At 69.2% G+C, this 26,050-nt stretch carries 24 protein-coding genes and 1 tRNA gene; 13 read left to right on the top strand and 12 right to left on the bottom strand.

Annotation, left to right across the window (positions count from 1 at the left end; all coding sequences use genetic code 11):
• Window positions 1–56: 56 nt before the first annotated feature.
• On the top strand, window positions 57–1,220 hold the full coding sequence (locus ACFXHE_RS26670; RefSeq protein ID WP_379387186.1) for a lactate 2-monooxygenase: 1,164 nt from the start codon (window positions 57–59) through the stop codon (window positions 1,218–1,220).
• A gap of 4 nt (window positions 1,221–1,224) precedes the next feature.
• Here the strand turns inward: ACFXHE_RS26670 and ACFXHE_RS26665 are convergent, their stop codons facing one another.
• Window positions 1,225–2,622 carry an amidase gene (locus tag ACFXHE_RS26665; RefSeq protein ID WP_379387185.1) on the bottom strand — a complete coding sequence of 466 codons (1,398 nt, stop codon included), beginning with the start codon at window positions 2,620–2,622 and terminating at the stop codon, window positions 1,225–1,227.
• Window positions 2,623–2,753: 131 nt separating this feature from the next.
• A complete protein-coding gene (locus tag ACFXHE_RS26660) occupies window positions 2,754–3,725 on the bottom strand; it encodes an alpha/beta fold hydrolase (protein WP_379387184.1) in 972 nt (323 codons plus the stop codon).
• 53 nt (window positions 3,726–3,778) lie between these two features.
• On the opposite strand from ACFXHE_RS26660, the gene ACFXHE_RS26655 reads away from it, so the two are divergent.
• The 3 genes from ACFXHE_RS26655 to fadD8 are packed head-to-tail and all read left to right on the top strand — an operon-like array spanning window position 3,779 to window position 7,496.
• Complete coding sequence (locus ACFXHE_RS26655) at window positions 3,779–4,627, top strand: SDR family NAD(P)-dependent oxidoreductase (protein ID WP_379387183.1); 849 nt, start codon at window positions 3,779–3,781, stop codon at window positions 4,625–4,627.
• A gap of 43 nt (window positions 4,628–4,670) precedes the next feature.
• Window positions 4,671–5,864, top strand: a complete 1,194-nt coding sequence (locus tag ACFXHE_RS26650) for a Nonspecific lipid-transfer protein (RefSeq protein ID WP_379387182.1) — start codon at window positions 4,671–4,673, stop codon at window positions 5,862–5,864.
• 24 nt (window positions 5,865–5,888) lie between these two features.
• Entirely contained in the window at window positions 5,889–7,496 is a 1,608-nt protein-coding gene (gene fadD8 / locus ACFXHE_RS26645) for a fatty-acid--CoA ligase FadD8 (protein ID WP_379387181.1), read from the top strand.
• Between the two features lie 19 nt (window positions 7,497–7,515).
• Here fadD8 and ACFXHE_RS26640 read toward each other — a convergent pair whose 3' ends face one another.
• On the bottom strand, window positions 7,516–8,181 hold the full coding sequence (locus ACFXHE_RS26640) for a DUF1361 domain-containing protein (protein ID WP_379387180.1): 666 nt from the start codon (window positions 8,179–8,181) through the stop codon (window positions 7,516–7,518).
• Window positions 8,182–8,328: 147 nt separating this feature from the next.
• Here ACFXHE_RS26640 and ACFXHE_RS26635 point away from each other — a divergent pair, with 147 nt between their 5' ends.
• Both ACFXHE_RS26635 and ACFXHE_RS26630 read left to right on the top strand, forming a co-directional pair.
• Entirely contained in the window at window positions 8,329–8,616 is a 288-nt protein-coding gene (locus ACFXHE_RS26635) for a hypothetical protein (RefSeq protein WP_354846545.1), read from the top strand.
• Entirely contained in the window at window positions 8,609–8,950 is a 342-nt protein-coding gene (locus ACFXHE_RS26630; RefSeq protein WP_379387179.1) for a hypothetical protein, read from the top strand. The genes ACFXHE_RS26635 and ACFXHE_RS26630 overlap by 8 nt, the downstream gene beginning before the upstream one ends.
• A gap of 111 nt (window positions 8,951–9,061) precedes the next feature.
• On the opposite strand, the gene secG is transcribed toward ACFXHE_RS26630, so the two are convergent.
• From secG to ACFXHE_RS26605, 5 genes are all read right to left on the bottom strand, one after another.
• Window positions 9,062–9,295 (bottom strand): preprotein translocase subunit SecG, encoded by a 234-nt coding sequence (secG, locus tag ACFXHE_RS26625; RefSeq protein WP_040858416.1) that lies wholly within the window; start codon window positions 9,293–9,295, stop codon window positions 9,062–9,064.
• Between the two features lie 132 nt (window positions 9,296–9,427).
• The gene (locus tag ACFXHE_RS26620) at window positions 9,428–9,562 is read right to left on the bottom strand and encodes a hypothetical protein (protein WP_379387178.1); all 135 of its coding nucleotides are present in this window, start codon (window positions 9,560–9,562) and stop codon (window positions 9,428–9,430) included.
• Between the two features lie 75 nt (window positions 9,563–9,637).
• Window positions 9,638–14,149 carry an HAD-IC family P-type ATPase gene (locus tag ACFXHE_RS26615; protein ID WP_379387177.1) on the bottom strand — a complete coding sequence of 1,504 codons (4,512 nt, stop codon included), beginning with the start codon at window positions 14,147–14,149 and terminating at the stop codon, window positions 9,638–9,640.
• Between the two features lie 65 nt (window positions 14,150–14,214).
• Window positions 14,215–14,583 (bottom strand): hypothetical protein, encoded by a 369-nt coding sequence (locus tag ACFXHE_RS26610; protein WP_379387176.1) that lies wholly within the window; start codon window positions 14,581–14,583, stop codon window positions 14,215–14,217.
• A gap of 274 nt (window positions 14,584–14,857) precedes the next feature.
• Window positions 14,858–15,124, bottom strand: a complete 267-nt coding sequence (locus tag ACFXHE_RS26605; RefSeq protein WP_379387175.1) for a hypothetical protein — start codon at window positions 15,122–15,124, stop codon at window positions 14,858–14,860.
• Between the two features lie 66 nt (window positions 15,125–15,190).
• Here ACFXHE_RS26605 and ACFXHE_RS26600 point away from each other — a divergent pair, with 66 nt between their 5' ends.
• The gene (locus tag ACFXHE_RS26600) at window positions 15,191–15,316 is read left to right on the top strand and encodes an Rv1535 domain-containing protein (RefSeq protein WP_354837538.1); all 126 of its coding nucleotides are present in this window, start codon (window positions 15,191–15,193) and stop codon (window positions 15,314–15,316) included.
• A 180-nt stretch (window positions 15,317–15,496) separates the two neighbouring features.
• Here the strand turns inward: ACFXHE_RS26600 and ACFXHE_RS26595 are convergent.
• Window positions 15,497–15,575, bottom strand: a tRNA-Glu gene (locus ACFXHE_RS26595).
• Between the two features lie 458 nt (window positions 15,576–16,033).
• On the opposite strand from ACFXHE_RS26595, the gene ACFXHE_RS26590 reads away from it, so the two are divergent.
• Entirely contained in the window at window positions 16,034–16,522 is a 489-nt protein-coding gene (locus ACFXHE_RS26590; RefSeq protein WP_379387174.1) for a hypothetical protein, read from the top strand.
• A gap of 55 nt (window positions 16,523–16,577) precedes the next feature.
• Here ACFXHE_RS26590 and ACFXHE_RS26585 read toward each other — a convergent pair whose 3' ends face one another.
• The 3 genes from ACFXHE_RS26585 to ACFXHE_RS26575 are packed head-to-tail and all read right to left on the bottom strand — an operon-like array spanning window position 16,578 to window position 18,494.
• Complete coding sequence (locus ACFXHE_RS26585) at window positions 16,578–17,333, bottom strand: MerR family transcriptional regulator (protein WP_379387173.1); 756 nt, start codon at window positions 17,331–17,333, stop codon at window positions 16,578–16,580.
• Between the two features lie 20 nt (window positions 17,334–17,353).
• Complete coding sequence (locus ACFXHE_RS26580) at window positions 17,354–17,824, bottom strand: VOC family protein (protein WP_379387172.1); 471 nt, start codon at window positions 17,822–17,824, stop codon at window positions 17,354–17,356.
• Between the two features lie 34 nt (window positions 17,825–17,858).
• Window positions 17,859–18,494, bottom strand: coding sequence for a TetR/AcrR family transcriptional regulator (locus tag ACFXHE_RS26575; RefSeq protein WP_379387171.1), 636 nt, complete (start codon window positions 18,492–18,494; stop codon window positions 17,859–17,861).
• Window positions 18,495–18,662: 168 nt separating this feature from the next.
• On the opposite strand from ACFXHE_RS26575, the gene ACFXHE_RS26570 reads away from it, so the two are divergent.
• The 5 genes from ACFXHE_RS26570 to ACFXHE_RS26550 all read left to right on the top strand — a co-directional run bounded on the left by ACFXHE_RS26570 (window position 18,663) and on the right by ACFXHE_RS26550 (window position 26,031).
• Window positions 18,663–20,831, top strand: a complete 2,169-nt coding sequence (locus ACFXHE_RS26570) for an acyltransferase family protein (RefSeq protein WP_379387170.1) — start codon at window positions 18,663–18,665, stop codon at window positions 20,829–20,831.
• A gap of 87 nt (window positions 20,832–20,918) precedes the next feature.
• A complete protein-coding gene (locus ACFXHE_RS26565; RefSeq protein WP_379387169.1) occupies window positions 20,919–21,698 on the top strand; it encodes an META domain-containing protein in 780 nt (259 codons plus the stop codon).
• A gap of 70 nt (window positions 21,699–21,768) precedes the next feature.
• On the top strand, window positions 21,769–21,978 hold the full coding sequence (locus ACFXHE_RS26560) for a hypothetical protein (protein WP_379387168.1): 210 nt from the start codon (window positions 21,769–21,771) through the stop codon (window positions 21,976–21,978).
• A 259-nt stretch (window positions 21,979–22,237) separates the two neighbouring features.
• On the top strand, window positions 22,238–24,550 hold the full coding sequence (locus tag ACFXHE_RS26555; protein ID WP_379387167.1) for a thiamine pyrophosphate-dependent enzyme: 2,313 nt from the start codon (window positions 22,238–22,240) through the stop codon (window positions 24,548–24,550).
• Window positions 24,551–25,089: 539 nt separating this feature from the next.
• Window positions 25,090–26,031, top strand: a complete 942-nt coding sequence (locus tag ACFXHE_RS26550; protein ID WP_379387166.1) for a M56 family metallopeptidase — start codon at window positions 25,090–25,092, stop codon at window positions 26,029–26,031.
• Window positions 26,032–26,050: the final 19 nt, after the last annotated feature.

Here is a 26,050-nt window from a genome sequence, read left to right as displayed (position 1 = left end):
CAGTCTCGCACAATCGCAGTGTCGCTTTCGGCAGAGACGGAACTGGAGAGTGCGTCGTGGCATTCGGTGATTTTCAGAACGAGATCTACTTCAACGGGTTGCGCGGGGTGGTGCCGGCGCTGCCGGTGAGCTTCGCGGAGCTGGCCGAGCGGGCGCAGGCGGCGCTGCCGCCGTCGGTGTGGTCGTATGTGGCGGGCGGCGCGGGCGACGAGCGCACCCAGCGGGCCAATGTGGCGGCGTTCGATCGGTGGGGCGTGATTCCGCGCATGTTCGTGGGCGCCAAGCAGCGCGACCTGTCGGTGGAATTGTTCGGAAGCACCTGGCCCGCACCGGTTTTCATGGTGCCGGTGGGTGTGATCGGCCTGTGCGCGCAGGACGGGCACGGTGATCTGGCGACCGCGCGGGCCGCGGCGCGCACCGGCGTCCCCATGGTGGCGTCCACGCTGAGCGTGGATCCGATGGAGGACGTGGCGGCCGAATTCGGTGAGACCCCCGGCTTTTTCCAGCTCTACACGCCCACCGACCGGGATCTCGCCGCCAGCCTGGTGGAGCGGGCCGAGCGGGCGGGCTTCAAGGGCATCGTGGTCACCCTCGACACCTGGGTGACCGGCTGGCGGCCGCGCGATCTGTCCACCGGTAATTTCCCGCAGCTGCGCGGGCACTGCCTGGCCAACTATTTCACCGATCCGGTGTTCCGGGCGAGCCTGGCGCAGTCGCCGGAGCAGGATCCGCAGTCGGCCGTCCTGCGCTGGATCCAGGTCTTCGGCAATCCGCTGACCTGGGCGGATCTGCCGTGGCTGCGCTCGCTGACCAAGCTGCCGCTGATCGTGAAGGGCATCTGCCACCCCGAGGACGCGCGTCGCGCCCGGGATCTGGGCGTGGACGGCATCTACTGCTCCAATCACGGTGGCCGCCAGGCCAATGGCGGGCTCCCGGCGCTGGACATGCTGCCCGAGGTGGTGGCCGCCGCCGAGGGGCTGCCGGTGCTGTTCGATTCCGGGGTGCGCTCGGGCGCGGACATCATCAAGGCGCTGGCGCTCGGCGCGTCCGCGGTCGGCATCGGCCGCCCCTACGCCTACGGGCTGGCGCTGGGCGGCGCGGACGGCATCGTGCACGTGCTGCGCACGCTGCTCGCGGAGGCGGATCTGATCATGGCGGTGGACGGGTATCCGGCGCTGAAGGATCTGACGCCCGAGGCGCTGCGCGCGGTCTCGGTCTAGCTCGTCACTGCTCGATGCGGCGGAAGGGGTGGGCCGATTCGAGGGCGTAGCCGAGTTCGAGCAGGGTGCGCTCGTCGCCGTGGAGGGCGGAGAACATCATCCCGATGGGGAGACCGGACTCGGATGCGCCCATCGGGAGCGAAAGGGCCGGGGCCCCGGTCACATTCGCGAACGGCGTGTAGGTGACATAGTCCAGCAGGCGGCGAAACACCTCGTCGAAGGGCTGACCGGGGCTCAGGTAGCCCAGGCGGGGTGTGAGGCTCGCCAGCACCGGGGACACCACGAGTTCGACGTCGCGGAAGGAGGCCGCATAGGCGCGGCGGAGGCGCGAAAGCCGGTACAGCACAGCGGGTGAGCGCAGGGCGGAGCCGCGGAAACGGGCGGCCAGGCCGCGGGTGAAGGGGTCGAGGCGGGCGGGGTCGAAGGACCGGCCGAAGCTCAGTTTGCCGGTGTGGCTGCCCAGGAAGGCCAGCATCGCCCAGTAGGTGGCGAAATCCTCGGCGAAGCCCCGGTCCACCGGGTAAGGGATGGGCCGCACCTCGTGGCCGAGGCCCTCCAGCAGCGTGACGGTCTCTTCGAGGACCGTGCGAATCTGCGGGTCCAGGGTTGCCCCGGTGATCGGATCGCTGAGGAGGCCGATACGCAGCCGCCGCTGGGCGGGCCCCTCGACGAGCCCGATCGGCGGCAGCGCGGGATTGCGCCAGAAGCGTTCGGCCGCCGCGAAATAGATGGCGGTATCGCGGACCGTGCGGGTGAGCACGCCCTCGGAGACCAGGTTGATCGGCATGGAACGCGCCTGCGGGCCGTCGATGTGACGGCCACGCGTCGGTTTCAGGCCGACCAGCCCGCAGCAGGCGGCAGGAATCCGAATGGAACCGCCACCGTCATTGCCGTGCGCGATCGGCACCGCACCCGCCGCGACGAGGGCGGCCGAACCACCCGACGAGGCGCCCGAGGAGAACCCCGTGTCCCAGGGATTGGGGGTCGGTTCGGCATCGACGAATTCGGTGGTGGCGTTCAACCCGAACTCGGGCAGGGTGCTCTTCCCGAGCACGGTCAGACCGGTGCCCAGAAACTGTTTCGCGAAGGGTCCGTGCGCCTTCGCCGGCCGGGCCCGCCAGGCCGCACTCCCGTGCTGGGTCGGCAGCCCGGCCACATCGGTGTTGTCCTTCACGAAGGCCGGCACGCCGTACAGCAGCGCCTCCCGGTCCCCCGAGATCAGCGGCGGATCCGCCTCCACCACAACCGCGTGCAACACCGGATCCACCTGCGCCACCCGCTCCCGGGCCGCCTTGGCGACCTCGGCCGCACTCAACTCACCGCTGCGGATCAGCGCGGCGATGGCCACCCCATCATGCTCGCCGAGCGCGTCATCGCCGAAAGCGTGAACTCGAACTGCCATGAACCGGGCCTCCTGATCGACAACACCCGATATCTGCCCGACGGTACGCCCCTCACTGGACACACGAACAGCAGGATCCTCGAATCGACCGGTGACCGGGCCTGGTGTCCCGGGCCACCGGTCCAGTCGGGTTACGCCGGGAGGCCGAGGCTCTTCAGGGCGTCGGTGAGGAAGGTGTTGACCGCGTCGGGGCGCTCGAGCTGGACCAGGTGGCCCGCGGCCGGGACCTCGACGACCTCGCGGAGGTCGGGGACGTTGGCGCGCAGGGTGGCCAGGGGGTCGCGGCCGCTGAAGCCCTCCATGTCGGGGTCGTTCTGGCCGTAGAGGAAGAAGGTGGGGACTTCGACCTTGGCGTCGGCGTAGGCGGCGGTGAGTTCCCAGTTGCGGTCGAGGTTGCGGTACCAGTTGAGGCCGCCGGTGAAGCCGGTGCGCTCGAAATCCTGGACCAGGGTGTCGAATTCGGCTTCTGAGAGCCACGGCCAGGGCAGGGCGGGCGCCTGCGGGAGGACGTCGAGGTAGCCGAGGCCGGGCGGGTTCTTCCAGGTGTCGAGGTAGTGGTAGTCGCCGGAGAGCGAGTAGTAGACACGGGCCAGGAAGCCGCGCGGGTCCGCGGCGAGTTCGGCGTCGGCGATGCCGGGGGTCTGGAAGTAGGACAGGTGCAGGAAGTGGCGTTCGGCCGCCTTCGTCCAGAAGGCCGACGGGGCGCGCGGCGGGCGCGGGGCGAACGGGTTGTTCAGGACCATGGCGGCGGCCACCCGCTCGGGGGCGCGCAGGCTCAGCTCCCACACCAGCTGCGCACCGAAGTCGAGGCCGACGAAGACCGCCCGCTCCGCGCCGATGTCGTCGAGCAGGGCCATGAGGTCGCCGATGACGGCGGCATTGGTGTACGCCTCCGGGTCGGCGGGCGCCTCGGTGCGGCCGTATCCGCGCAGGTCGGGGGCGAGGGTACGGTAGCCGGCCGCGGCGACGGCGTCGAGCTGGTGGTGCCACATGAACCAGGTGTGCGGAAACCCGTGACAGAAGACGACCGGGAAGCCCTCGCCCTGATCCGCGACGTGCATGCGGACCTCCCCGGTGTCGATCGTCCGATGTGTCAGTTCCACTCCGCCTCCAATTTCTAGAACACGTTCCTATTTCAAGGTAATGTCCAGAGGTCGTGAGCGAAATACCCAAGATTCTCGCCGGAAAGGTCGCGGTGGTGACCGGCGCCAGCCGCGGCATCGGCAAGGGCATCGCCCTGGAGCTGGGCGCGGCCGGGGCGACCGTGTACGTCACCGGGCGCACCGTCACGTCCGGGCACCTGCCGGGCACCGTGGCCGGGACCGCCGCCGAGATCGACGCCCTGGGCGGGATCGGGGTGCCGGTGGTCTGCGATCACCGCGACGACGCGGCCGTGGAGAAACTGTTCGCGCAGGTCCGCGAGGAGCAGGGCCGGCTCGACGTGCTGGTCAACAATGTCTACAACTCCCCCGCGTCGGCGCGCTGGATCGGCCGCAAGTTCTGGGAGGTGCCGCCCAGGGCGTGGGACGAGGGCTTCGATATCGGCGTCCGATCCCATTACGTGGCAAGCGTTTTCGCCGCGCCGCTGCTCATCGAGTCACAGGGCCTGATCGTGAGCGTGTCCTCCCCCGGCGCGATCCGCCAGATGCACAACGCGGTCTACGGCGTCGGCAAGGCCGCCGTGGACCGGCTCACCGCCGACATGGCGCACGACCTCGACGGCACCGGCGCGACCGCGGTCTCGATCTGGCCGGGCATCGTGAACACCGAACTGCTGCAAATGGTTCCGGCCGACGCGCAGGGCCGCCGCCTGGTCACCCTGCCCGGCGAGGGCACCTTCGATCTCGACCAGGCCGAGACCCCGCACTTCGCCGGCCGCGCCGTGGTCGCGCTGGCCACGGATCCGGATCGCCTGGCGCGCACCGGAAAAGCCTGGAAGGTCGCCGACCTGGCCGAGGCCTACGGCTTCACCGACCTCGACGGCCGCGTCCCGCGCGCCGACTAGACATCACGAATTACGTTCCCGAAGAACAGGAGTGGACAACCCCATGCGACGCGTTTTCGTCGTCGGCGTGAACATGACGCCGTTCGTCAAGATCGGTTCCCGCGAGTGGACCTACCCGGAGATGGTCGCCGAGGCCGTCAACGGCGCGCTGAAGGACGCGGGCGTCACCTACGACCAGGTGCAGCGCGCCGCGGTCGGCTACGTCTTCCAGCCCTCGGCCGCCGGCCAGCGCGCCCTCTACGACATCGGCCTGACCGGCATCCCGATCGTCAATGTGAACAACAACTGCGCCACCGGTTCCACCGCGCTCATGTTCGCCCGCGAGTGGGTGGCCGCCGGCATCACCGATGTGGCCCTGGCCGTCGGCTTCGAGCAGATGACCAAGGAGGCCATGGCCGGCCCGGCCACCAAGCCCAAGGTCACCACCGTCGACGCGCACCTGAAGGTGAACAAGGAGCACTTCGAGTTCTCCGCCGCGCCGATCACCACCCAGTTCTTCGGCAATGCCGCCATCGAGCACATGAAGCGCTACGGCACCACCCCCGAGCAGCTGGCGGCGGTCGCGGTCAAGAACCACGAGCACTCGACCCGGAACCCGCTGGCGCAGTTCCAGGATGCCTACACCCTCGAACAGGTCCTCGGCGACAAGCCGGTGCACGGCCCGCTGACCCGCTCGCAGTGCTCGCCCATGTCCGACGGCGCGGCCGCCGCGGTCGTGGTGAGCGAGGAGTTCGTCAGGGCCAACGGCCTCGAGGGACAGGCCATCGAGATCCTGGCCCAGGAGCTGGCCACCGACGACGGCACCTCCTTCTCCACCGGTTCCATGATCGACGTGGTGGGCGCGCCCATGACCCGGGCGGCGGCCTCGAAGGTGTTCTCCCGCGCCGGAATCGGCGTCGCCGACGTCGACGTCATCGAGCTGCACGACTGCTTCTCCATCAACGAGCTCATCACCTACGAGGCGCTGGGCCTGTGCGGGGAAGGCGAGTCGGGCGCGCTGATCGAGTCCGGCGCCACCACCTACGGCGGCACCTGGGTGGTCAACCCGTCGGGCGGCCTGATCTCCAAGGGCCACCCGCTCGGCGCGACCGGCCTGGCCCAGTGCACCGAATTGAGCTGGCAGCTGCGCGGACTCGCGGGCGAGCGGCAGGTCGCCGGCGCGCGCACCGCGCTGGCGCACAATCTGGGCCTGGGCGGCGCGGTGGTCGTCACCCTGTACGCGGCCCACACGGCGTGACCATCGGACGGAGTTGAGAATCCCATGACCACACTCGATCCCGACACCCTGCTGCGGCTGCCGGTGCACAACGGCCACGCCCTGGTGGCCGGGCTGAAGCGGCACCGCAACCGCCCGGTGCTCACCCTCGGCGACCACGTCCTCACCGGCGGTGAGGTACTCGACGGCATGAGCCGCTACATCGACGCCTTCGCCGAGCACGGCGTCACCACCGGCACCCCGGTCGGCGTGCTCGCGCTGAACCGGCCCGAGGTGCTGTTCACCATCGGCGCGGGCCAGATCGTGGGCTCGCGGCGCACCGCCCTGCACCCCATCGGCGGCCTGGACGATCACGCGTATGTGCTTGCCGACGCGGGCATTTCGACGCTCATCCTGGATCCGGTGCCCGCATTCGTCCAGCGCGCACGGGAACTGGTCGACATGGTGCCGACACTGACCAAGATCCTGGTGCTGGGCCCGGTGCCCGAACTGCTCGCCGATGTCGGCGTGGATCTGCTGGCGACCGCCGACAAGTACGAGCCGCGTCCGGTGGAGGCGGTGGAGCTGCTGCCCTCCGACGTCATCTCCATCAGCTACACCGGCGGCACCACCGGCAAGCCCAAGGGCGTGATCGGCACCGCGCTGACCATGAACACCATGACGCAGATCCAGCTCTCGGAGTGGGAGTGGCCCAAGCGTCCCAAGTTCCTGATCTGCACGCCGCTCTCGCACGCGGGCGCGGCGTTCTTCCTGCCGGTCGTGCTGCTGGGCGGGCAGTGTGTGGTGCTGCCGCGCTTCGATGCCGGAGAAGTGCTGCGCGCCATCGAGGAACACAAGATCTCGGCGACCATGCTGGTGCCGTCCATGCTGTACGCGCTGCTCGATCACCCGGATTCCAAGACCCGCGACCTGTCCTCGCTGGAGACGGTGTACTACGGGGCCTCGGCCATCGACCCGAATCGGTTGCAGGAGGCCATCGATCGCTTCGGGCCGATCTTCGCCCAGTACTTCGGGCAGTCCGAGGCGCCGATGGCGATCAGCTACCTGGGCAAGGACGAGCACGACAAGGCGCGGCTCACCTCGTGCGGGCGGCCCTCGGTCGCGGTCCGGGTGGCGCTGCTGGACGGCGAGGACAAGCCGGTTCCGCAGGGTGAGGTCGGCGAGATCTGTGTCTCCGGGCCGCTGCTCGCCGCCGGCTACCTGAATCTGCCGGAGGTCACGGCCGAGACGTTCAAGAACGGCTGGCTGCGCACCGGCGATCTGGCCCGCCAGGACGAGGACGGATTCCTGTTCATCGTCGGGCGTTCCAAGGACATGGTCGTCACCGGCGGGTTCAATGTGTTCCCGCGCGAGGTGGAAGACGTTGTCTCCGAACACCCGAAGGTGGTCACCGTCGCGGTGGTCGGTGTGCCGGACGCGCATTGGGGCGAGGCCGTGACCGCGGTGCTGGTCCTCGACCCCGCCACCGCGGCCGATCCGGCCGCGATCGAGGTGGTCACCGCCGAGATCCAGGCCGCGGTCAAGCAGCGCAAGGGTTCGGTGCAGGTGCCCAAGCACGTGGTGGTGATCGAGGAGCTGCCGCTGACCGGGCTCGGCAAGCCGGACAAGAAGGCGATCCGCGTGCTGGCTCAGGAGCGCCTGGGCATCGCCTGATTTCCCCAAGGGCGCTCGGCTAGGCGAACTTCCGGGTTCGGATCAGCCGGGCGCCCCGGCGGGCGCTGTCGATGCCCGCCTCCACCACGGCCCGGGTCACGAAGTGCCCCAGGGCCGTTGCCACGAACATGGCCGCGATCAGCACCGGTGCCCAGTTCCAGCTCAGCGCCAGCATCATGCGATCGAAGGTGCCGCGCGGCTGCACCACCGGCTCCCAGCTGTTCAATCGCACCCAGCGGCCCAGGAAAACGCCTACCGCGCACAGCAAATGGATCGCGAGCGTCGCCGGGGTGCGCCACGCGCCCAGCCCGCGCGCCTCCAGGAAGCGGCCCAGCTCGGCCAGCACCAGGTAGTAGGCGACGAAACCGGAGGCGATGAACGCGCCGTAGACCGGCAGGATCGTCGTCACCACCGGGCCGTTGCCGGCCGCGCGGATGTCGTCGCGCAGGTGCACCAGATCGGTCACCACATAGGGCGCATTGGGCAGGAACAGCACCAACAGCACCGATCCGCCCCACCACACCGGCGAAATCGGTAGTCGCCGTTCGTCATCGCGCGCGCCCCGGAACACCAGGAGCGCCAAAGCCACCGGGATCCAGGCCAATACGGTGTTCCACACCATCCAGAACAGATTCCGGTCCAGCACCCCCGCAAGGCTCGGCGCGACCGTCTTCACCGGGTCCATTCGTTCATGATGCCGATCTCGGCGCGGCGCGTCATGCGAGTTGGCAACACCCTTTGGCAACACTCCTGCCACCGACCCGTCCGCGCTGTCCGCGACAGGCTGGTCGACAGGTGGCGACCAGCTGTTTTACGATCGTATTATGCGGCCGTGGGATATGAGATTCCCGAGTGGGCCCTCGACGTCGCGGCCCGGCTCGGCATCGCACCCGAGGAGATCATGCGGGTCCTGACCGGCCCGGGCCGGCGCTGGCCGCGACCGGTGCGCGGGACGGGTGGGCTGCCCGCTCTCATGATCATCGGCCGCACCGGCGCGGGGCAGCCGCTGGCGGTGGTGGTGCGTCCGCTGTCGCAGTGGGACCAGCAGGTCGTCGGCGTCCGGCCGGTGACCGGAAGGCTTCTCGCCCAGTTCGAACAATGGGAGGCGGACCATGACTGACTATCCGGACAAGGGCTACCCGCACACGGCCGACGAAGCCGGCGACTTCCTCGACAGCCTCACCTTCGACGAGGACGCCCCCGAACCCGACCTCCCCGGCCCCGACACCCCCGTCACGGTGCTGCGCACGGTCCGGCTCCCCTATGCCATGGATCAGCGCATCCGCGCCGAGGCCGACCATCGCGGGGTGAGCATGTCCGACCTGATCCGCGACTTCCTCACCATCGAACTGGCCGCCCTCGACGACGACACCCCCATCAGCCGTGCCGACGCCCGCCGGGCCCTCAGCGCCGCCCTCGCGAATCTGTCACCCGTGCAACGTCATCCGCGGTGACCCTGCCGCGCAGTCATCCGCGGTGACCCTGCCGCGCACGACGAACCCTGCCGCGCACGACGAATCGCCCGGGCACCGATGTGGTGCCCGGGCGATTTCAGGAGCTGGGGGCTAGGAGAACTTGATTTCGAGGCCGATGCCGAGAATGGAGATCAGCCAGATCAACCCCAGGAAGATCGTGATGCGATCGAGGTTCTTCTCGACAACAGTGGACCCCGACAAGCTCGACTGCACACCACCACCGAAGAGGCTGGACAGACCTCCGCCCTTGGCCCGGTGCAGCAGCACCAGCAGCACCAGCAGCACGCTGGTGATAACGAGGAGGATATCCAGGAACATCCGCATGGCCGACAGTGTATGCGGTCGATACCGAACACCCCGAATCAGGCCGGGAACCGCTGTGGCCAGGCGCATACGGTGACGGCCGGAACCAATGGATGATCTTGCCGAGCTCGAACACCCCGTTGAGGCGCCTGGTCAACGCCGCACGAGCCAGAGCGCAGTCGCAAGTACGACCAGCACGGACCAGACAACCCAGTAGACCGGAGTTGCGTGCACCGCGACCAGCACCGCGGCTGCCACGCCGAGCAGGACGACTGTGGTTGTGCGCATGAGGAATTGTCTCAGCTTCGAGACTCCGTCATCGAAAAGCCCCCGCCTTCTCAGGGCGGTGCTCCGACCATTGAGCTAAGGCGACGAACCTGCCACGTCGGGCGGCGGCCCGGCCAGCGCGCGGCCGGTGAGCAGGGCCGCGCAGGTGCCGGTTGCGGCGCAGCCCAGCACGATCGACCACGCTACCGGCCCCAGTGGTACGCACCCGAAGAACCGGTTCACTCCGGGCACCATGATGATGGTGGCGAGGACTACGGAGCTGCCTGCCACGGTCACCCAGACCAGGCGGCTGTGCCGGCCGATCACCAGGGTCTGCCCGAGCTGTGTACCGATCAGGGCGGCCAGTGCCATCGTTTCCGCGCGGCGGCGCCGACCGGTGGCGCGGCCGAGCAGCCATGCCGCGCCGGCGCCGATGGTGGTGCAGGCGCCGCGCACGGCGACGGCTTGCAGGAAGTCGCTGCCGATACCGGGCGGTGGCCCGAGTGTCCTGTCGGTCGTTTCGGTGTCGTCGGCGGGCCGGGTGTCCGAGAGTGTGAGCGCCATTGCCGGACCGAGGTCGGTGAGCAGGTTCACCACCAGGAATTGCCGGGTGCCGATCGGGGCTCGGCCGGACAGCAGCGCGCCCAGGACGGTGAACGCCACCTCACCAGCGTTACCGCCGACCAGCACGCCGATCGCGTCGCGTACTCGCTGCCACATGCCACGGCCCTCGGCCAGTGCCTCCTGCAGCACGGTGAGGTCAAGAACCTTGCCGGTGTCGGTGAGGATCAGGTCCGCGGCCTCCCGAGCGGCGACCGACCCTCGAGCGGCAAGCCCGATACCGACATCGGCGGTGCGGATGGCGGCCGCATCGTTGCTGCCGTCGCCTGCCATCGCCACCGTGTGCCCGCGGCGCTGGAGCGCGGACACGATGCGCACTTTGTGTTCAGGCGATACCCGCGCGAAAACTGTTGCCTGCTCGATGAGTTCGGCTTGGCCGTCCTCGTCCAGCAGGTCCAGATCGGCGCCGGTGGCCACCGTGTCGGCGGGGATCGCGAGCTGTTCGGCGACCGCGCGCGCGGTGATCGGGTGATCACCGGTGATCATCCGCACGCTGATGTCGTTGCGGGCCAATTCGGCAAGCAGTTCCAGTGCCTGCGGGCGCGGGCTGTCGGCAATACCGAGGAAGCCGAGAAGGGTGAGTTGCTCGATCTCTTCGGTGAGATCGCGGGGAGCGGAGGCGAAATCGCGCCGCGCCACCACCAGCACCCGCAGCCCCTGCGCGGCCAGCCGGCGCACCGCCGCCTCCGCGGCGGCGCGGCACGCGGGCGTGAACGGCCGGGCCTCCCGGCGGCCTTCGTCATCGGTGCGCAGGACCTGATCACAATGTGGCAGCAGCACTTCCGGGGCGCCTTTGACGGCGAGCCGGATGTGCTGACCGGTGTTGCCCACCGCCGCGGAGTAGCCGCGGAAGCTCTCGAACGGCAGCTCCTCGATGGGAGCCCAGGCATGGGGCTGTCTGTGGGCCAGATATGTGTGTGCCGCCTCGACGACAGCTCGGTCGGTGGCGTGTACCAGTGGGGCATCGTCAGGGTTGGGGCAGGCGTAGGCGGCGGCGCGGAGCAGCCCCCGCGACTGTGGCGTGCTCGCGAGATGGTCGCTGTCCCACGTCTGGTCGAGATCGGCAACCGCGACCAGGCGCAATTGTCCCTCGGTGAGGGTGCCGGTCTTGTCGAAGCACATGGTGTCGACGCGGCCGAGTGCCTCGATGGTGCGGCTGGAGCGAACCAGCACGCCGCGGCGGGACAGGCGGCGGGTAGCGGCCAGTTGGGCGACCGTCGCCACCAGCGGCAGTCCTTCGGGGACGGCGGCGACGGCCACGGCCAGCCCGTCTGCGAGGGCCGGGCGCAGCGGCAGCCCACGCAGGAAACTGGTGACAGTAACGGCGGTTCCACCGCCGAGGGTGAACGGCAGCACGCGTTCGGTCAAGCTGCGCAGCTGTTCCTGCACACCGCCGCTGGGGGGCGGCCCGGCGGCGGCGAGGGCACGACCGGCCTCGGTTGCGGTTCCGACCGCCACCACGACCGCGGTCGCCTCGCCGCTGACCACGACGCTGCCCTCGAACACCATGCCGGTGCGTTCTGCCAGCAGGGCGCCGGGTGTGGCGGGGGTCTGCTTCTCCACGGTCACGGTCTCGCCGGTGAGGCCGGACTCGTCCACTTCCAGCCCATCGGTCTCCAGCAGCCGCGCATCCGCGGGGACTACCTCGCCGGTGGCCAGAGCGATCACATCACCAGCCAGCAGACCGTCTGCGGGAGTCTCGATTTCGCCGTCCTCGGTGAGCCGCCGAGCAGTCAACCGCTCGCCGAGCAGGAGTTTGTCCAGCGACAGCCGGGCGCGGCGGCGCTGCAGGGCCGACACCGTGGCATTGAGCCCCAGCACCGTGCCGACGAGCACGGCGTCGGTAGGCGAGCCCAGCAGCGCGGAGGCGACCGCGCCGACACCCAGCAGTGGAGTCATCGGATCGGCCAGCTCGCGGCGCACATCTGCGACCAGACCGGCGAGACTCGTTGCGGGCGTGGCCAATCGCTGCGATATACGGCTGGCAACGGTGGTGACGTGCGAGCGAGGCGGCGGCGCCGACCGGTGCGGGGCGGGTAGGCGGGCCAGCACCTCGTCCGGTTCCAGTGCATGCCACGGCACCAGCCGCACCTCGGCCGGCCCGGTCGCGCGGGCGGCCCGGCGCCCGCCGTTCAGACCCGTTGCCAACCCCATCAGAGTGGCCGCCGTGACCGGGCTGGTGGCTCGCGCCGCGCGAGACTCCGCGGGACCGGACGCGAGCAACAGACCGCTGAGCGTGGCTGCCGACAGCGTCAGGACCCGGCCGCGCTCACTGACATTGCGTGCCTGGCCGGCAGCGGCGATGATCTGCCGTGCCGAACTCAGATCCGGGCACACCACATCCGCCTGCCAGGGGATCCGTACCGGAGCGCCGGGAGTCCGGGAGGCGATACCGATGCCCAGATCGGCGGCCGCAAGGGCGCGATGTGCCTCGCCACTGACCACCGCCACCACGTGCCCCTGCTGTTGCAGTCGCCGTACCAGCCCGGACACCGACCCGCCGGCGAGCACGAATTCATCGGCGCTGCGACGCAATTCGCCGGTGCTCTCGTCACCGATGAGTACCACCCGCAGGCCCGCCTGTCGGGCGGTGGACAGCAATCCGGCAGCACCCGGATGTGGCTCGCTCCCGATCAGCACCCGCCCGACCACGTGTCCGTGCTCGTGCAGCAGGTGCCAGCGAGGGCCCCCTGGATCGCTGTCCGGGCCGGGAGCATCGGTGTCGCTGTCGAGTCGCGGGTCGGCGTCGATGGCCAGATGCAGATTCTCACGCCGATGCTCGGGCGGTGGTGGGATGGGCAGTTCCTCACCATTGCACCAGAGCAGCCGCTGGGCGGCGCTCCACACGTGTTCGACCGGCCAGCTGTCGTCGCGGGATTCGGCGGCGAGGACCACAGCCCGTTGACCGCGCACGGCATCCCGGTCGACGACCACTGCGGAAACCCGGTCCATGCGGCGCCACATGAACGGGTCGAGGGTCAGCACGCCGCGCGCCGCCATGAGGGTCGACAGCGCACCGGCGAAGGTCTCGCGACCGGCCCGCGCCGCCTTCGGCACGCCCGCCGCCACGGCGTCGGCGGCGTCGGCGACCGCGCGGCCGCCGACCAGCGTTGCCGCCGAGGCCAGTGCCGCGGCGGCGCTGACCTGTTCGGTGCAGCGCTCGATCGGTCCATGCGGCAGCGGTACCGGCCGCGGCTCGGGCGGATCGTAGACGTCGACACCCGGCAGGTCCGGGTCGGCGATCAGCTCTTCCCAGCGCCGCCACTGCGCGAAGCGGGCGGCGGCCTCGACCAGCCGCACCGCCCGCTGCATCGCGTCGGCGCACAGGCCGGTCACTTCCGAATCCAATGCCTGACCCACGGCATTTCCGATCGTGATCACGGTATCGGCGCGGTGGCGGCCGAGCTGGGCTTCCAGTGCGCCGCGCAACCTCGGCTGTCCGTCCACGAGAGCCACCGCCCCCCGGACTACATGGGCCGGCGGCGGTGCCGGAAGCAACCGCCCGGTGACGACCACACCGATCCCGATGAGATCGCCGGCCAGCTGCAGCGCGGATGTCAATACCGGCTCCCGATCGGAGGGGTGCTCGAGTCGACGGCTCCACGGCTCCGTACTGGTTCCGGCGAGATCTTCGACGCGTTCCAGGATCGCTTCCAGCTGTGCCGGAGACAGACGTTGCGGGTCCGCGGCCACGACGACCCGCCCGGTGGCGGCATTGACCTGGAACCAGCACACCTCCGGTTCCTGCTCGAGGTGCTTGCGCGCCAACTCGGCTACCCGAGCGCTCTGTGCCGACTGCAAGCCTCGAACCTCGGCGTGAATACGGTTGGCATGCACCGTGAGCCGCCGCTGAGTACGCATGCGCCGCGGGTCCACGAGCGCGCCGAGTTCCCGGCCGATGCCCTCGGTGAATTCGACGACTGTTCGAGCGACTGCTGGGTCCGCCAGCCGCGACGCCACCGCGACCGGCCGCCGGAGCAATCCCACCGTGGCTCCGGTGGCCGCGAGAGGCAGCCGGATCGGCGCAGTGGCCAGACCGCGCAGGGAAACCACTACTGGGCGGCGGTTCGCGACCGTCGCGAACCCGCGGTGGACTGCTTCGGCCGAGTGCTCTTGCGCTCCCGCGGCCGCGGTTCGGACGTGTCCTGATTCCCGGATTCGGTTCTGGCGCGCCGCAACAGATAGACCGCACCCGCGACGCCGCCCGCAGCGGCGGCCACGGGCCACTCGATCAGGCCGGTCAAACCGGCCGCAACGACGCCGAGCACAGTGGCGGCAGAAACGTCCACCCCACTGCGAGCGCCGGATACGGCGCCCTCGACTGTGCCGCGCGCCGCACCGGTCACCGCGCCGACGACGGCTCCACCGGCCGCCTCAACCGCATGCACACCCGCCGATGCCGTAGCCTCGAGCGTCCTCACAGTGTCCGATGCAACGCTGCTCATCACACCCCAGTCGTCGTAGGTAGCGCAAAGAACTTCCTGCGGAAACTAGTGCGTTGCCAGAATACTCCGCGATGCTCTGATCGGCCCTACGTTATCGAAACGAAAAGTGGCACGGTCAACTCGTCCACGTGAGACGGGGGCAGAAAATGCCATTTCCAAACGGTGCCGACCCGATCCGACCGCTGTAGCGATGATATTTCCTCTACCTGAGCAGCCGAAATTGCAGACTAGTTGCTATTGCAAATTGGATCTATACCTCTTCGAGGGCTTCGCCGATCTGATGAGCGATGCGATTGTGCTGATCATGGAGCAGCCAATGACCCGTTGCGAGTACCAGCGCGACAGGCCATTCGATGATCTCCGCTGCGGCCAGCGCGCCCAGTACGCCGTAGTACGCCAACTGCTCGGGCCGGGGGATGCGAACCCGGCCGATCACCGGCAGGTCCACTGCGAAACCCTGCGCAGCCAGCACACGGTCGACGGCGTTCTGGTGGCCGGTTGGTGGTTTTTCGGCCATTTGTTGCCTCCCGGTCATAGTGCGTTCGAGTGTTCGACGCCTGGGATCCGCAGTGTGTCGAGTGTGATGAGTACTGGTGTGGGCGGCGGATCGGATCCATTGACAGGGGCACTGACGCAGATGCTCGCTGTGCCGTTGCGTGAGCTGTATGCGGTCCTGCTGCGCCTGGATCTCATCGAGATCGTCGACTGATCATCCCGCCGGCAACCGCCGGTGGCGAACGGCCGGGGAGCGACGGCGGTCGCGGCAGCAACTAACCAGAGTTTAGCCCCGAGCAAGTCCCCTCACCGCCCGAACCGTCACGGTTTCGGGGCCGCTTTGGGCTGTCCCGAGCGAGAGTCGGGGTGCCGGGCCGGCACGGCACGAGGTCGTTGGTGACGTAGGTCGGAGTCGAACCGACGTGGGTCCTGAATGAAAGTCAGGCTGCCCGTGCCGACAGAGCAACTACGCCATCGTCCGGCTGGATGGAATCGAACCATCTGCGCCCGAAGGCGGGAGGTCGCCACACCGCCATTCGGTTCCGACTCGCGACGGAACACCGCGGAAAGCTGAGGAGTCGAACCCGCGGGACACGTTGCCCGCCTCCGGTTTTCAAGACAGGCCGACCTCCACAGGCCGGAGCCTTCCGAGACCGCCGCCCCATCGAGCTTGCGGTACAACAACATTCGCAGCCGACCAGGGAAGGCCGCAACCGAATTTCCGGGGCTGCCGTCAGGGCCATGACGTCGATGAATTCCTCGTTACGTCGACAGCTTATTCACAGCTATCAACCCGGGAGAAGAGCGGCCCACTCAGAATTCCCACCGTCACCGCAGGACGAGCGAGTCCACCTGTAGTATCCGTTAACCAGTGCTGAACGAATAGCACATGACCAGCTATCGAAGGTGGTTCACTACAGGAGAGGCATTCATGACGATGAAAACTCGATCTGTCCTGCTCGCCGCCGCGGCCGGGAGCGCCCTGTTCCTCAGCACCGGCATCGCTTCCGCCGACCCCACCGATCCGTCGGGTTTCCTCATCGGAGACACCGCTTTCTTCAATATCGGTGGCTTCAACTGTTCGATCGCCGCCAATGGCATTGTCGGCTGCGATATCAACCCGGCGGGCGTGCTGATGTACGTGTCACTGGCCGGGCCCAATGGCCAGGTCTATCCGGTGCCGTACGCCCCGGCCGCGATCATCGACAACGCCGCCTGGCCCGCCCATCCGGAGTGGAGCGGCGGCGGCCACACCCAGCCCGGCGGCAACCAGGCACTGCCGCCCAGCGGTGACGTGTGGTCTCCGGCCAGCATCAGCTACGCGGGCGCGACGTGCACGCAGGGCTACCGCGGCGGGGTGCAGTGCAGCTCGATGGGACACCAGTTCTCGTTCAACTCCAGCCAGGTCTACGGCAGCTGAGCCATACCGACGTGAAAAGCCCTGCCGGGCAGGCGTTTCGCGGCACGGCAGGGCTTCACAGTGTCCGGCGGACGTATTCGTCGAGCGAATCACGCACGAACGCAGCGTGTTCGGGTCCGCCGTAGGCCGCGGCGAACCGCTCGTCCTCGACGTACATCCGCCCGAGACCGCCGATCATGGCGATGGAGCGCTCCCGATCACCGTCCGCCAGTGGCGTTCCGGGGATGGCCCGCAACCACGCCACGTGCCGGGCGGCCAGCGCCTGCGCGCGCTCGGATTCCGGGGCGCACCCGTCCTTGCGGGCGGCGATCCAGCACGCGATCAGATCGTCGGTGTCACGCTTCCACTCCCGCTGCTCCCGCAACGACTTACCGTGCCACCACTGGTTGCTCACGGCGAAAGCGCGTTCACCCCAGCGGGATACGACCTCGTCACGGTAGGGGTCGTTGAAACCCTCCAGCATCATCTGCAGTGATCCGTCGACTCCGGCGCGCGCGTCGAGGGTGTGGCGCAGGGTCCGGATGCGCTCGTCGAGGCGGGCGCGTTCGTCTTCCAGCAACCGCAGATGAGTGTGCAGGGCCTTGTCCGCGTCGTGTTCGCGGTCGAGGACCTCGGCGATCACCGGCAGGCTCAGGCCGAGCTCGCGCAGCAGCAGGATGCGCTGCAGCCGGGCCATCGAATCGGCGTCGTAGAAGCGGTAGCCGTTGTGGCCGACCCGGGCGGGCGGGAGCAGCCCGATCTCGTCATAGTGGCGCAGTGTGCGGCTGGTGACGCCGGCGCTGTCGGCCAGTTGCTGAATCGTCCACTCCACGAAGCCTTCCCGTCTCGTCGCTAATTCTTGCCGACCCAGTCGCCCTCGAAGGTCGCCGCCCATTCCTTGGCCCGGTCCAGCTCGGCCTCGCGGGGTGCGGTGAAGATGACCCGGTTGCCGTCCGGGTCGTCGAGGGTGACATCGGTGGTGTACCACGCGGTGTCCGCGGGACCTGCCACGCCGAGGCCCGGGAAATCGCACTCCCGCAGGGTTGTCGCCAGTGCGGTGAGGTCCGCGCCGCCGGCGGCGAAGGTGACCGTCGTGCTGCCCGGCGCCGGTTCGTCCGGGACCAGCAGCAGGTCCTGGTACTTCATCCGCCTCAGGTGCACCAGGACGGGTGTGCCGTCGGCGCCGGGAATGGTTGCCAGCGCGATGAATCCGGCGGCCCGGTAGCAGGCGGTCGCGGCGGCGAGGTCACGCACCCGGAAGGTGGCGAACATGGGCATGGGGTAGATGGTCCGGTCGATGGCCGGTTCGGTGGGCTCGCTCATGGCCCCGACGCTATGAGTTGACGTAGCGGCAAGGTCAACTCGGCGCCGCCGGGGTCGAGGCGTGGGCGGAGTAAACCGCCAGCATGTCCTCCACGAGACGGAGAACGGCGGTGTCCAGGTCCGGTCGCTGGAAGACCCCGCGTACCACGGCCTCGCCCGAGAACTGGTGCAGCAGCATGAAGAACAGCGGTTCGCGGATCTGCGCGGGGAACTCCGAGAGCACCCCGGTGCGTTCGAGGGTGGCCACGATCTCGCGGTAGTAGTTCTCGGCGATGGGCGCGATGCGGTCGCGCAGTTCGGTGTCCGAGCGCGCCGCCAGGTAGATCTCGCGCAGCGCGTGGGTGAGGTTGGACTGCTGGGCCCGGCGCAGGAAGCGCAGCGCCACATCGAGCGGATTGTCCTGGGCGCCAAGGTGTTCCATGGTGACGGTGTAGCCGATGAGCTGGCGGTCGAAGACCTCCTCGGCGGTGCGCACGATCAGGTCCAGACGGGTGTCGAACTGCCGGAACATGGCTCCCGCCGACAACCCGGCCCGCCCGCAGATCTCCTGGACGGTGGTGCGTTGATAGCCGACCTCTCCGATGGCCGCGATGGTGGCGTCCACCAGCTTGGCCACGGTGGCTGCCCGGCGCTCCTGCTGAGTGCGGCGCGGGCGGGAAACTTCACTCACGACCGACCATCCTGCCCGCCGCCGGGCGTGCAGCAAACATCCGGCCCGACCGTGGCAGGACGCGATCGGCACGGACCGCACAGCGATGATGCGCGGGCGAAGCGGCAAATGGGACCACCCGGAGAGTCGCGGTGACATGGCCCACACGATCGATAACAATGCAGCCCCATGACGGACACGGCCGGGAGCGGATTGATAAATCGGCAGGCAGACCGGGTTCAGCATGCACCGCCGCCCCGGGAGGGATTTCGTCCCGATATCGAAGGGTTGCGAGCAGTCGCGGTCCTGGCCGTCGTGTTCTTCCATGCGGGTGCGCCCGGGCTCGGTGGTGGATTCGTCGGCGTGGATGTCTTTTTCGTGATATCGGGCTTCCTGATCACTGGAATACTCTGCCGGGAGGCGACGGCCACCGGCACCATCGAGCTGGCCCGGTTCTACGGTGCACGGGCTCGTCGGCTGCTGCCCGCGGCGAGCATCGTCCTGGTCACCACCGCGATCGGCGCGGCGGTGCTGCTGCCGCCGCTGCAGGCCCGCCAGGTCCTCGGCGACGGGATCGCGAGCGCGTTGTACGCCGGGAACTACCGGCTCGCCCTGCACGGTACCGACTACCTCGCCGCCGATGCGCCGCCGTCGCCTTTCCAGCAGTTCTGGTCGCTCGGTGTGGAGGAGCAGTTCTATCTGCTGTGGCCGGTGGTCATCATGGCGACGGCCTGGCTCGTGCGGCGGCGCCGAACCGGATCGGCCACGCTGCTGCCGTATCTGATCGTGCTCGCGGTTGTCGCGGCCGCCTCGTTCACGATCTCGCTGGTGTGGACCCGTGTGCTGCCGCCCTGGGCCTTCTTCTCGCTGCCCGCTCGGGCCTGGGAGCTGGCGGTCGGCGGCATGGTGGCGCTCTCGGCCGTCGCATGGTCCCGGCTGCCGAAATCGGTGGCCGCGCTGGTCGGATGGATCGGCCTGGTCCTGATCGTCACGGCCTGCACCCAGCTGAACGGCAGGACACCGTATCCGGGCACCGCAGCGCTGCTGCCGGTCCTGGGCGCGGCTCTGGTGATCGTGTCCGGCTGTGCCGCACCACGATTCGGGGTCGGCCGGGTACTGGCTCCGGCTCGGGTGCGGGCGATCGGCGGCCTGTCCTACACCGTGTATCTGTGGCATTGGCCGGTGTTGCTGCTGGCGCCCCTGGCGCTCGGCCACCCGCTCGGGCGAGTCGGCGCACTCGGCGCGGTCATGATGACCGGCGGACTCGCCCTGCTGACGCACTGGTCGGTCGAGAATCCGGTCCGCTTCGCGGCACTGTTGCGCAGCTCTGCCAAGCTCAGCCTCGCCTGTGGCGGCGCGTGCACGGCTGTCGCCATCTGTGTGGTGGTGGCACTGCTCATGCTCGTCCCCGCCCCGGTCGGCCGCGGCATGTCGGCGCCGGCGCTCACGCTCGTCGCACCAGCTGTACCGTCCGCTCCTGTCGCCGACCCCCTCGACCAGGCGGTTCGGCAGTTGGTGACGCAAACGCAGTCGGCGGTCGCCGACTCGGCCGAAATCCGGGCTGTCCCGTCGAATCTCACTCCCTCACTCGGCAACGCGTCCGGCGACAAGGCAGACGTGTTCAACAACGGGTGTGTGCGCTCCTGGCGCGATGTGGGCCAGCCCGAGTGCGCCTCGGGTAATCCGGGCTCGGACACCACGGTGGCCCTGGTGGGTGATTCGCACGCCGCGATGTGGAGTCCGGCGTTGGAGCCGATCGCCGCGGCGCGGGGCTGGCGGCTGGAAACCATGGCGAAGGTCACCTGCCCGCTGCTGGACCTGCCCATTACGAGTCCCTATCTGGACCGGGAGTACACCGAATGCGAGCAATGGCGCGGCCAGGTGCTGACCCGGCTGCAGAGCGAACGCCCACGGCTGATCGTGGTGAGTATGTCCCGACGCTATGGCGGAGACTTCGGCTTCGTCTCCTATGACGCTGCCTGGATCGATGGCCTGACCCGCCTGGTTGCCCAGCTGCGCGCGATCGGCTCGGCCGTCCTCGTTCTCGGGCCGATCCCCGATCCGCACACCACCGTGCCGGCATGCCTGTCCGAGCACATCGACGATGCCTTGGCATGCACCCCCGAGCGACCGGTCGCGGTGAACGACGCGGGTGTCGTGGCCGAGCAGACCGCGGCCGTCGCCGGAGGCGGCCGGTACGCCGACCTCACCTCGCTGTTCTGCACCGCCGTCCGCTGCCCCCTCATCGTCGGCAACACCCTGGTGTACCGCGACGACAACCATGTCACGGTCAGCTACGCCCGGACACTCGGACCGGTCATCGGCGCACTCACCGAGCAGGCGCTCGCCCACGGCTGAGCTGCGCGGGCTCGTGCGTGAACTCGACCGGGCGGACGCTCGCGTCGGCACTCGGGATGCCGGTGTGATCGCCGTACGATCGGGGATATGCCAGCAACTCGTCGGTGGGTCTTGCTCGCGCTGACCGCCGTGACCGCGGCCGGATGCTCCTCCAACGGCGGCGTCAACGACATCCCGTCCGTCTCGCTCATGGGCCGCTCCTTCGTCTCGACCGCGGTGGCGGGCACCCCGATTCCGGGTGGCGGGCCGCTGACCCTGACCTTCGCCGACGGGCGCATCTCGGCCACCTCCGGCTGCAATACCGCCACCGGACCCGTTGACCTGCAAGGCAATACAATCCAGGTGGGTGAGATGGCGACCACGCTCATGGCATGTCCGGGCGATCTCGCGGGCGCGGACGGCTGGCAGGACGGCCTGCTGCGCTCCCAGCCGACCTGGACGCTGACCGGCGACACACTCACCCTGAAGGGCAACGGCTCCACCGTCACCATGCTCGACCGCAAGGCCGCCCACCCGGACAAACCGCTGATCGGCACGCCCTGGATCGTGACCGCCGTGCTGCGTCCCGACGCCGAGGTCCACTCGGCCACCCTCGACGAGGTCCGCCCCGCCCTCACCATCACCCCGGACGGCACGGTTTCGGGTAGCGCGGGCTGCAACAGCATGACCGGCACGGCCCAGATCGACGACGGCACCGTCACCTTCCAGATCGCGACCACCCGCATGACGTGCGACCCGCAGGTCATGGAGGTCGAGCAGCAGGTGCTGCAAGCACTGGACGGAAAGACCAAGGCCACCATCGATTCCAACGAACTCACCATCCGCAACTCCGGCAACGACACGGGATTGACACTGCGCGCGGAGTGAGTGGTGCTCCGGCGGCAAGCCACCGAAATCGTTGTCGTGCACGGGTATCCGCGCGCTAGCGTGCGGTCGTATGGACGAGAGATATCTGAATGTGGTGGATGTGGAGGCCACCTGCTGGGAGGGGCCCAATCCACCGGGACAGCCGAACGAGATCATCGAGATCGGATTGTGCGTGCTCGATACGGTCACCCGGGAGTGGGTGAGCAAGCACAGCATTCTGGTGCGACCCGAGCGTTCGACGGTCACCGACATGCTGGCGCGCGACGCCTGGCCGCGCTGAGCGGTTGCGACCGCGTCTTCGGAAATACACAGCCATGGCAGCGATATCACCTGGAATACTTCCGAACAGATCATCAACATGGAGGAAATACGCCCGCGACGGGTCTGCGCCCGGCACTCTGGACAGACTGGCCGACAGATCCGATGTTGCCGCTGATCGCGCGGTGTCACACCTACGCTGAGGTCCCGGCGAACTCGAACCATGGGAGGGCGTCATCAACGATCAGGAAGCTGAGCTGGATCAGTGGTTTCGCGCGGAGGTGGCGGCGACGACGCCGGGAGCGGCTCGCGCGCACCGGGAACCGATAGACGCCGCCACCGGATTGACCGGGGCGCGGTGCCTGGAACTGTTCGATGCCCAGGCCGCGTCCCGGCAGCTGGATCTGGCCGCGCGGCGGCTCACCCGGGAGGGGCACGGGTACTACAGCATCGGTTCGTCGGGACACGAGGGCAATGTCGCGGTGGCAGCGGCGCTGCGGGTTACCGATCCGGCGCTACTGCACTATCGGTCCGGCGCGTTCTTCGTGCACCGCGTCCGGCAGGTGCCCGGCCTGGATCCGCTCCGCGATGTGATGCTGGGTGTGGCGGCGGCGGCCGCGGACCCGATTTCCGGTGGGCGGCACAAGGTTTTCGGTAGCAAGCCGGCCCACATCATTCCGCAGACCTCCACCATCGCCTCGCACCTGCCGCGCGCGGTCGGCCTGGCGTTCGCCCTCGACCGGGCCGCACAGCTGCGCCTGGACACCGAGTGGCCACAGGATGCGGTGGTGGTGTGCAGCTTCGGCGACGCGTCGGCCAACCATTCGACCGCGGCCGGGGCCATCAATACCGCGATCCACACCGCCCACCAGGGCGTGCCGATGCCGATCCTGTTCGTGTGCGAGGACAACGGCCTGGGCATCAGCGTGCCCACTCCGCGCACCTGGATCGAGCAGGCCTACGGATCCCGGCCGGGACTCGCGTATTTCGATGCCGACGGCACGGATCTGCCCGCCGCGCTGGCGGCGGCGACCGCGGCCGCGGATCACGTACGCGCACACCGGAAACCGGCCTTCCTGCGCCTGCGCACCGTGCGGCTGCTCGGCCACGCGGGCTCCGATGTGGAATCGGCCTACCGCCGCGCCGCCGACATCACCGCGGACCTGCGCCGCGACCCGGTGACCGCCACCGCCCGCCTGCTCGTCACCACCGGCGTCACCACCCCCGCCGAGATCGTCAGGCGCTACGACGAGATTGGCGACCAGGTCGCCAAGGCCGCCGAAGCAGCCTGGCACGAACCGAAATTGCACTCGGCCGCCGAGATCACCGCCCCGCTCGCCCCCGCCCACCCGGCCCTGGTCCGCGCCGACGCCCTGCGCACCGCCGATGTCACACCCCCGGCCACGGCTGCCGTGGACTCGGCCACCGCGACCGCCGGTCCGGCTCCGGCTGCCGAGGACGCTGCAGGTGCGATATCGGACCTGGCCTCCGCTACTCGAGCCTCCGTTGCGGCATCCGCGAACCGGGCTGCGGCACAGGGCATCTCGTCCGCACCACTTCCTTCACCGGTTTCCGGCGAGCCCCTCACCCTGGCGCAGGCGGTGAATCACACGCTGGCGGAGTTGCTGGCTCGCGATCCGGATGTGCTGGTGTTCGGGGAGGATGTGGGGCGTAAGGGTGGGGTGTACGGGGTGACGAAGGGGTTGCAGCAGAGTTTCGGGGTACGAAGGGTTTTCGACACGCTGCTGGATGAGCAGAGTGTGCTGGGGACCGCACTGGGGGCGGGGCTGGCGGGGTTCGTGCCGATTCCGGAGATTCAATACCTGGCGTATGTGCACAACGCCGAGGATCAGTTGCGGGGGGAGGCGGCGACGCTGTCGTTCTTCTCGGGCGGGCGGTACCGCAATCCGGTGGTGGTGCGGATCGCGGGGCTGGCCTATCAGAAGGGGTTCGGCGGGCATTTCCACAATGACAATTCCCTTGCGGCGCTACGGGATATCCCCGGTCTGGTGATCGCCGCGCCGGCCCGGGCCGATGACGCGGCGGCGATGCTGCGCACATGTGTGTCGGCGGCGCGGGTGGACGGGCGGGTATGCGTGTTTCTCGAGCCGATCGCGCTCTATCACACCCGGGACCTGTATCGCGCCGGGGACGGCGGCTGGCTGGTGCCGATTTCCGGTGTGCGCCATGTCGAGATCGGGCGCGCCCGCGTGTACGGCACCGGTGCGGATCTCACCATCGTGAGCTTCGGCAATGGCGTGCCGATGAGCCTGCGGGTGGCGGAGCGGCTGGCCGCGCAGGGGATTCACGCGCGGGTGCTGGATCTGCGCTGGCTGGCGCCGCTGCCGGTGGCGGATCTGCTCGAGCATGCGCGCGCCACGGGCCGGGTGCTCGTCGCCGACGAGACCCGCCGCAGCGGAGGCGTTTCCGAGGCGGTGTGCGCGGTATTGCTGGATGCCGGGTTCGAGGGCCGCCTGGCCCGTGTCACCAGCGCCGACAGTTTCGTGCCGCTGGGTCCGGCCGCCGCGGCGGTGCTGCTGGACGAGGCGGCGATCGAGGCCGCCGCCCACGCGCTGCTGATCGCTCCGCGGTGACAACGGGTGGGGCCGCGGTTGCTCGCGGAAAACACCCGGCCCCACCCGTGGTCGACGCCGGTCCGGTCGGCGTCCCGGTGCCGTCGAGGGAACGACACCCGGTCTATCTACGTATCAACTACGTAGATACGTAATACCGGAGAATCGCCGCCGACCGCAAGCACGCCCGGTCGATTCATGCGGTTTTCCTACCCCGGCACGGCGAGTCGGCGGCGCGTCCGCGCAGGCCGGCCTGCACTCCGGCCATCGCACACAGAGCGACGCAGCGGGCGAGGGTCACAGTGGCGGGATGTCGTGCCATGCGCCATGCCGCTTCGGTTCGGGTCGACATCGGTTCTCCTGTCGCCGGTTTCGGATTCATACCCCCAGTAGGTATATGAAGCGTACCCCACAGGGGTATCGGACATGCCGCTCCTGCCGGGCGCCTGCGGCGGCCGTCACGCCGCGGGGAGTAAGCCTGCCCTCAGTTTTGCCCTCTACACTCGTGCCCATTCCACGGGAGGAGATCGGATGCGAGCAGCGCGATCGCGGATGCCGGCATGAGCGTCGCCGTCTGTCTGCTGCTGTACGGATTCGCCGTGGTCGTGCTCGCGCCCCGGCTGCTGCGCCGGCTCAGCACAGAGGGAGCCGCGCCGCGGATCGCGGTGGCGGCCTGGCTGGCGGCCATGGCCTCGACCGTGCTGGCCTGGACGGTGACGCTGGCGATCATCATCATCGACCTTGTCACGCACCGGATTTCGCTCTTCCCCGCCCGATTCATGGACAGCTGCCTGCTGCACCTGCACGACGCGGCGGTCGGCGACTACGGCGGGCACATGCAGACCGGGCTGTTCGTGCTGTCGGGATTCGCCACGCTTGCGGTGCTGGTGCTGGCGGTGCGGCTCGGCACCACCCTGCTGCGCTCGCGCCGCACCACCCTCGAGCACGCGCGCATGGCCCGGCTCGCCGGACGCCACCACCCCGGCCTGAACGCGGTCGTGCTCGAGGTCGATCATCCGGCCGCGTATTGCGTTGCGGGCAAACCCCATACGATCGTGGTCAGCCGCGGCGTGCTGGCCGCGCTCGAGGACCATCACCTCGATGCGGTGCTCTCCCACGAGCGCGCCCACCTGGACGGCCGCCACCACCTGCTGCTCACCCTCACCCGCGGCCTGGCCACCGTGCTGCCCCGGGTCGAGCTGTTCACCCTGGGCGCCTCCGAGGTGGCGCGCCTGCTGGAGATGCTCGCCGACGATGTCGCCGCCCGAATCCACGGGCGCGAGGCCGTCCTACAGGCACTGCTGACGCTCTCCACCCTCCCCACCCCGCCCGCGACCGCCGAGGCCGCACTGCTGCCCCGGGTCCGCCGCCTCTCCGCGCCGGAGAACCCGCCCCGCCTGCACACGCGCATCGCGGTCACCGCGATCACGCTCTCCGCCGTGTTCATCCCGGTGGCGGCCATTGTCACCGCCGGCATCGGCCTCCAGGTCTGTGCCGTGTAGCAGGGGCCCGGCGCGGATC

This window comes from Nocardia sp. NPDC059229 (genome assembly GCF_042754165.1).
Taxonomy (GTDB): domain Bacteria; phylum Actinomycetota; class Actinomycetes; order Mycobacteriales; family Mycobacteriaceae; genus Nocardia.
This window is presented reverse-complemented; position numbering and strand designations above follow the sequence as displayed.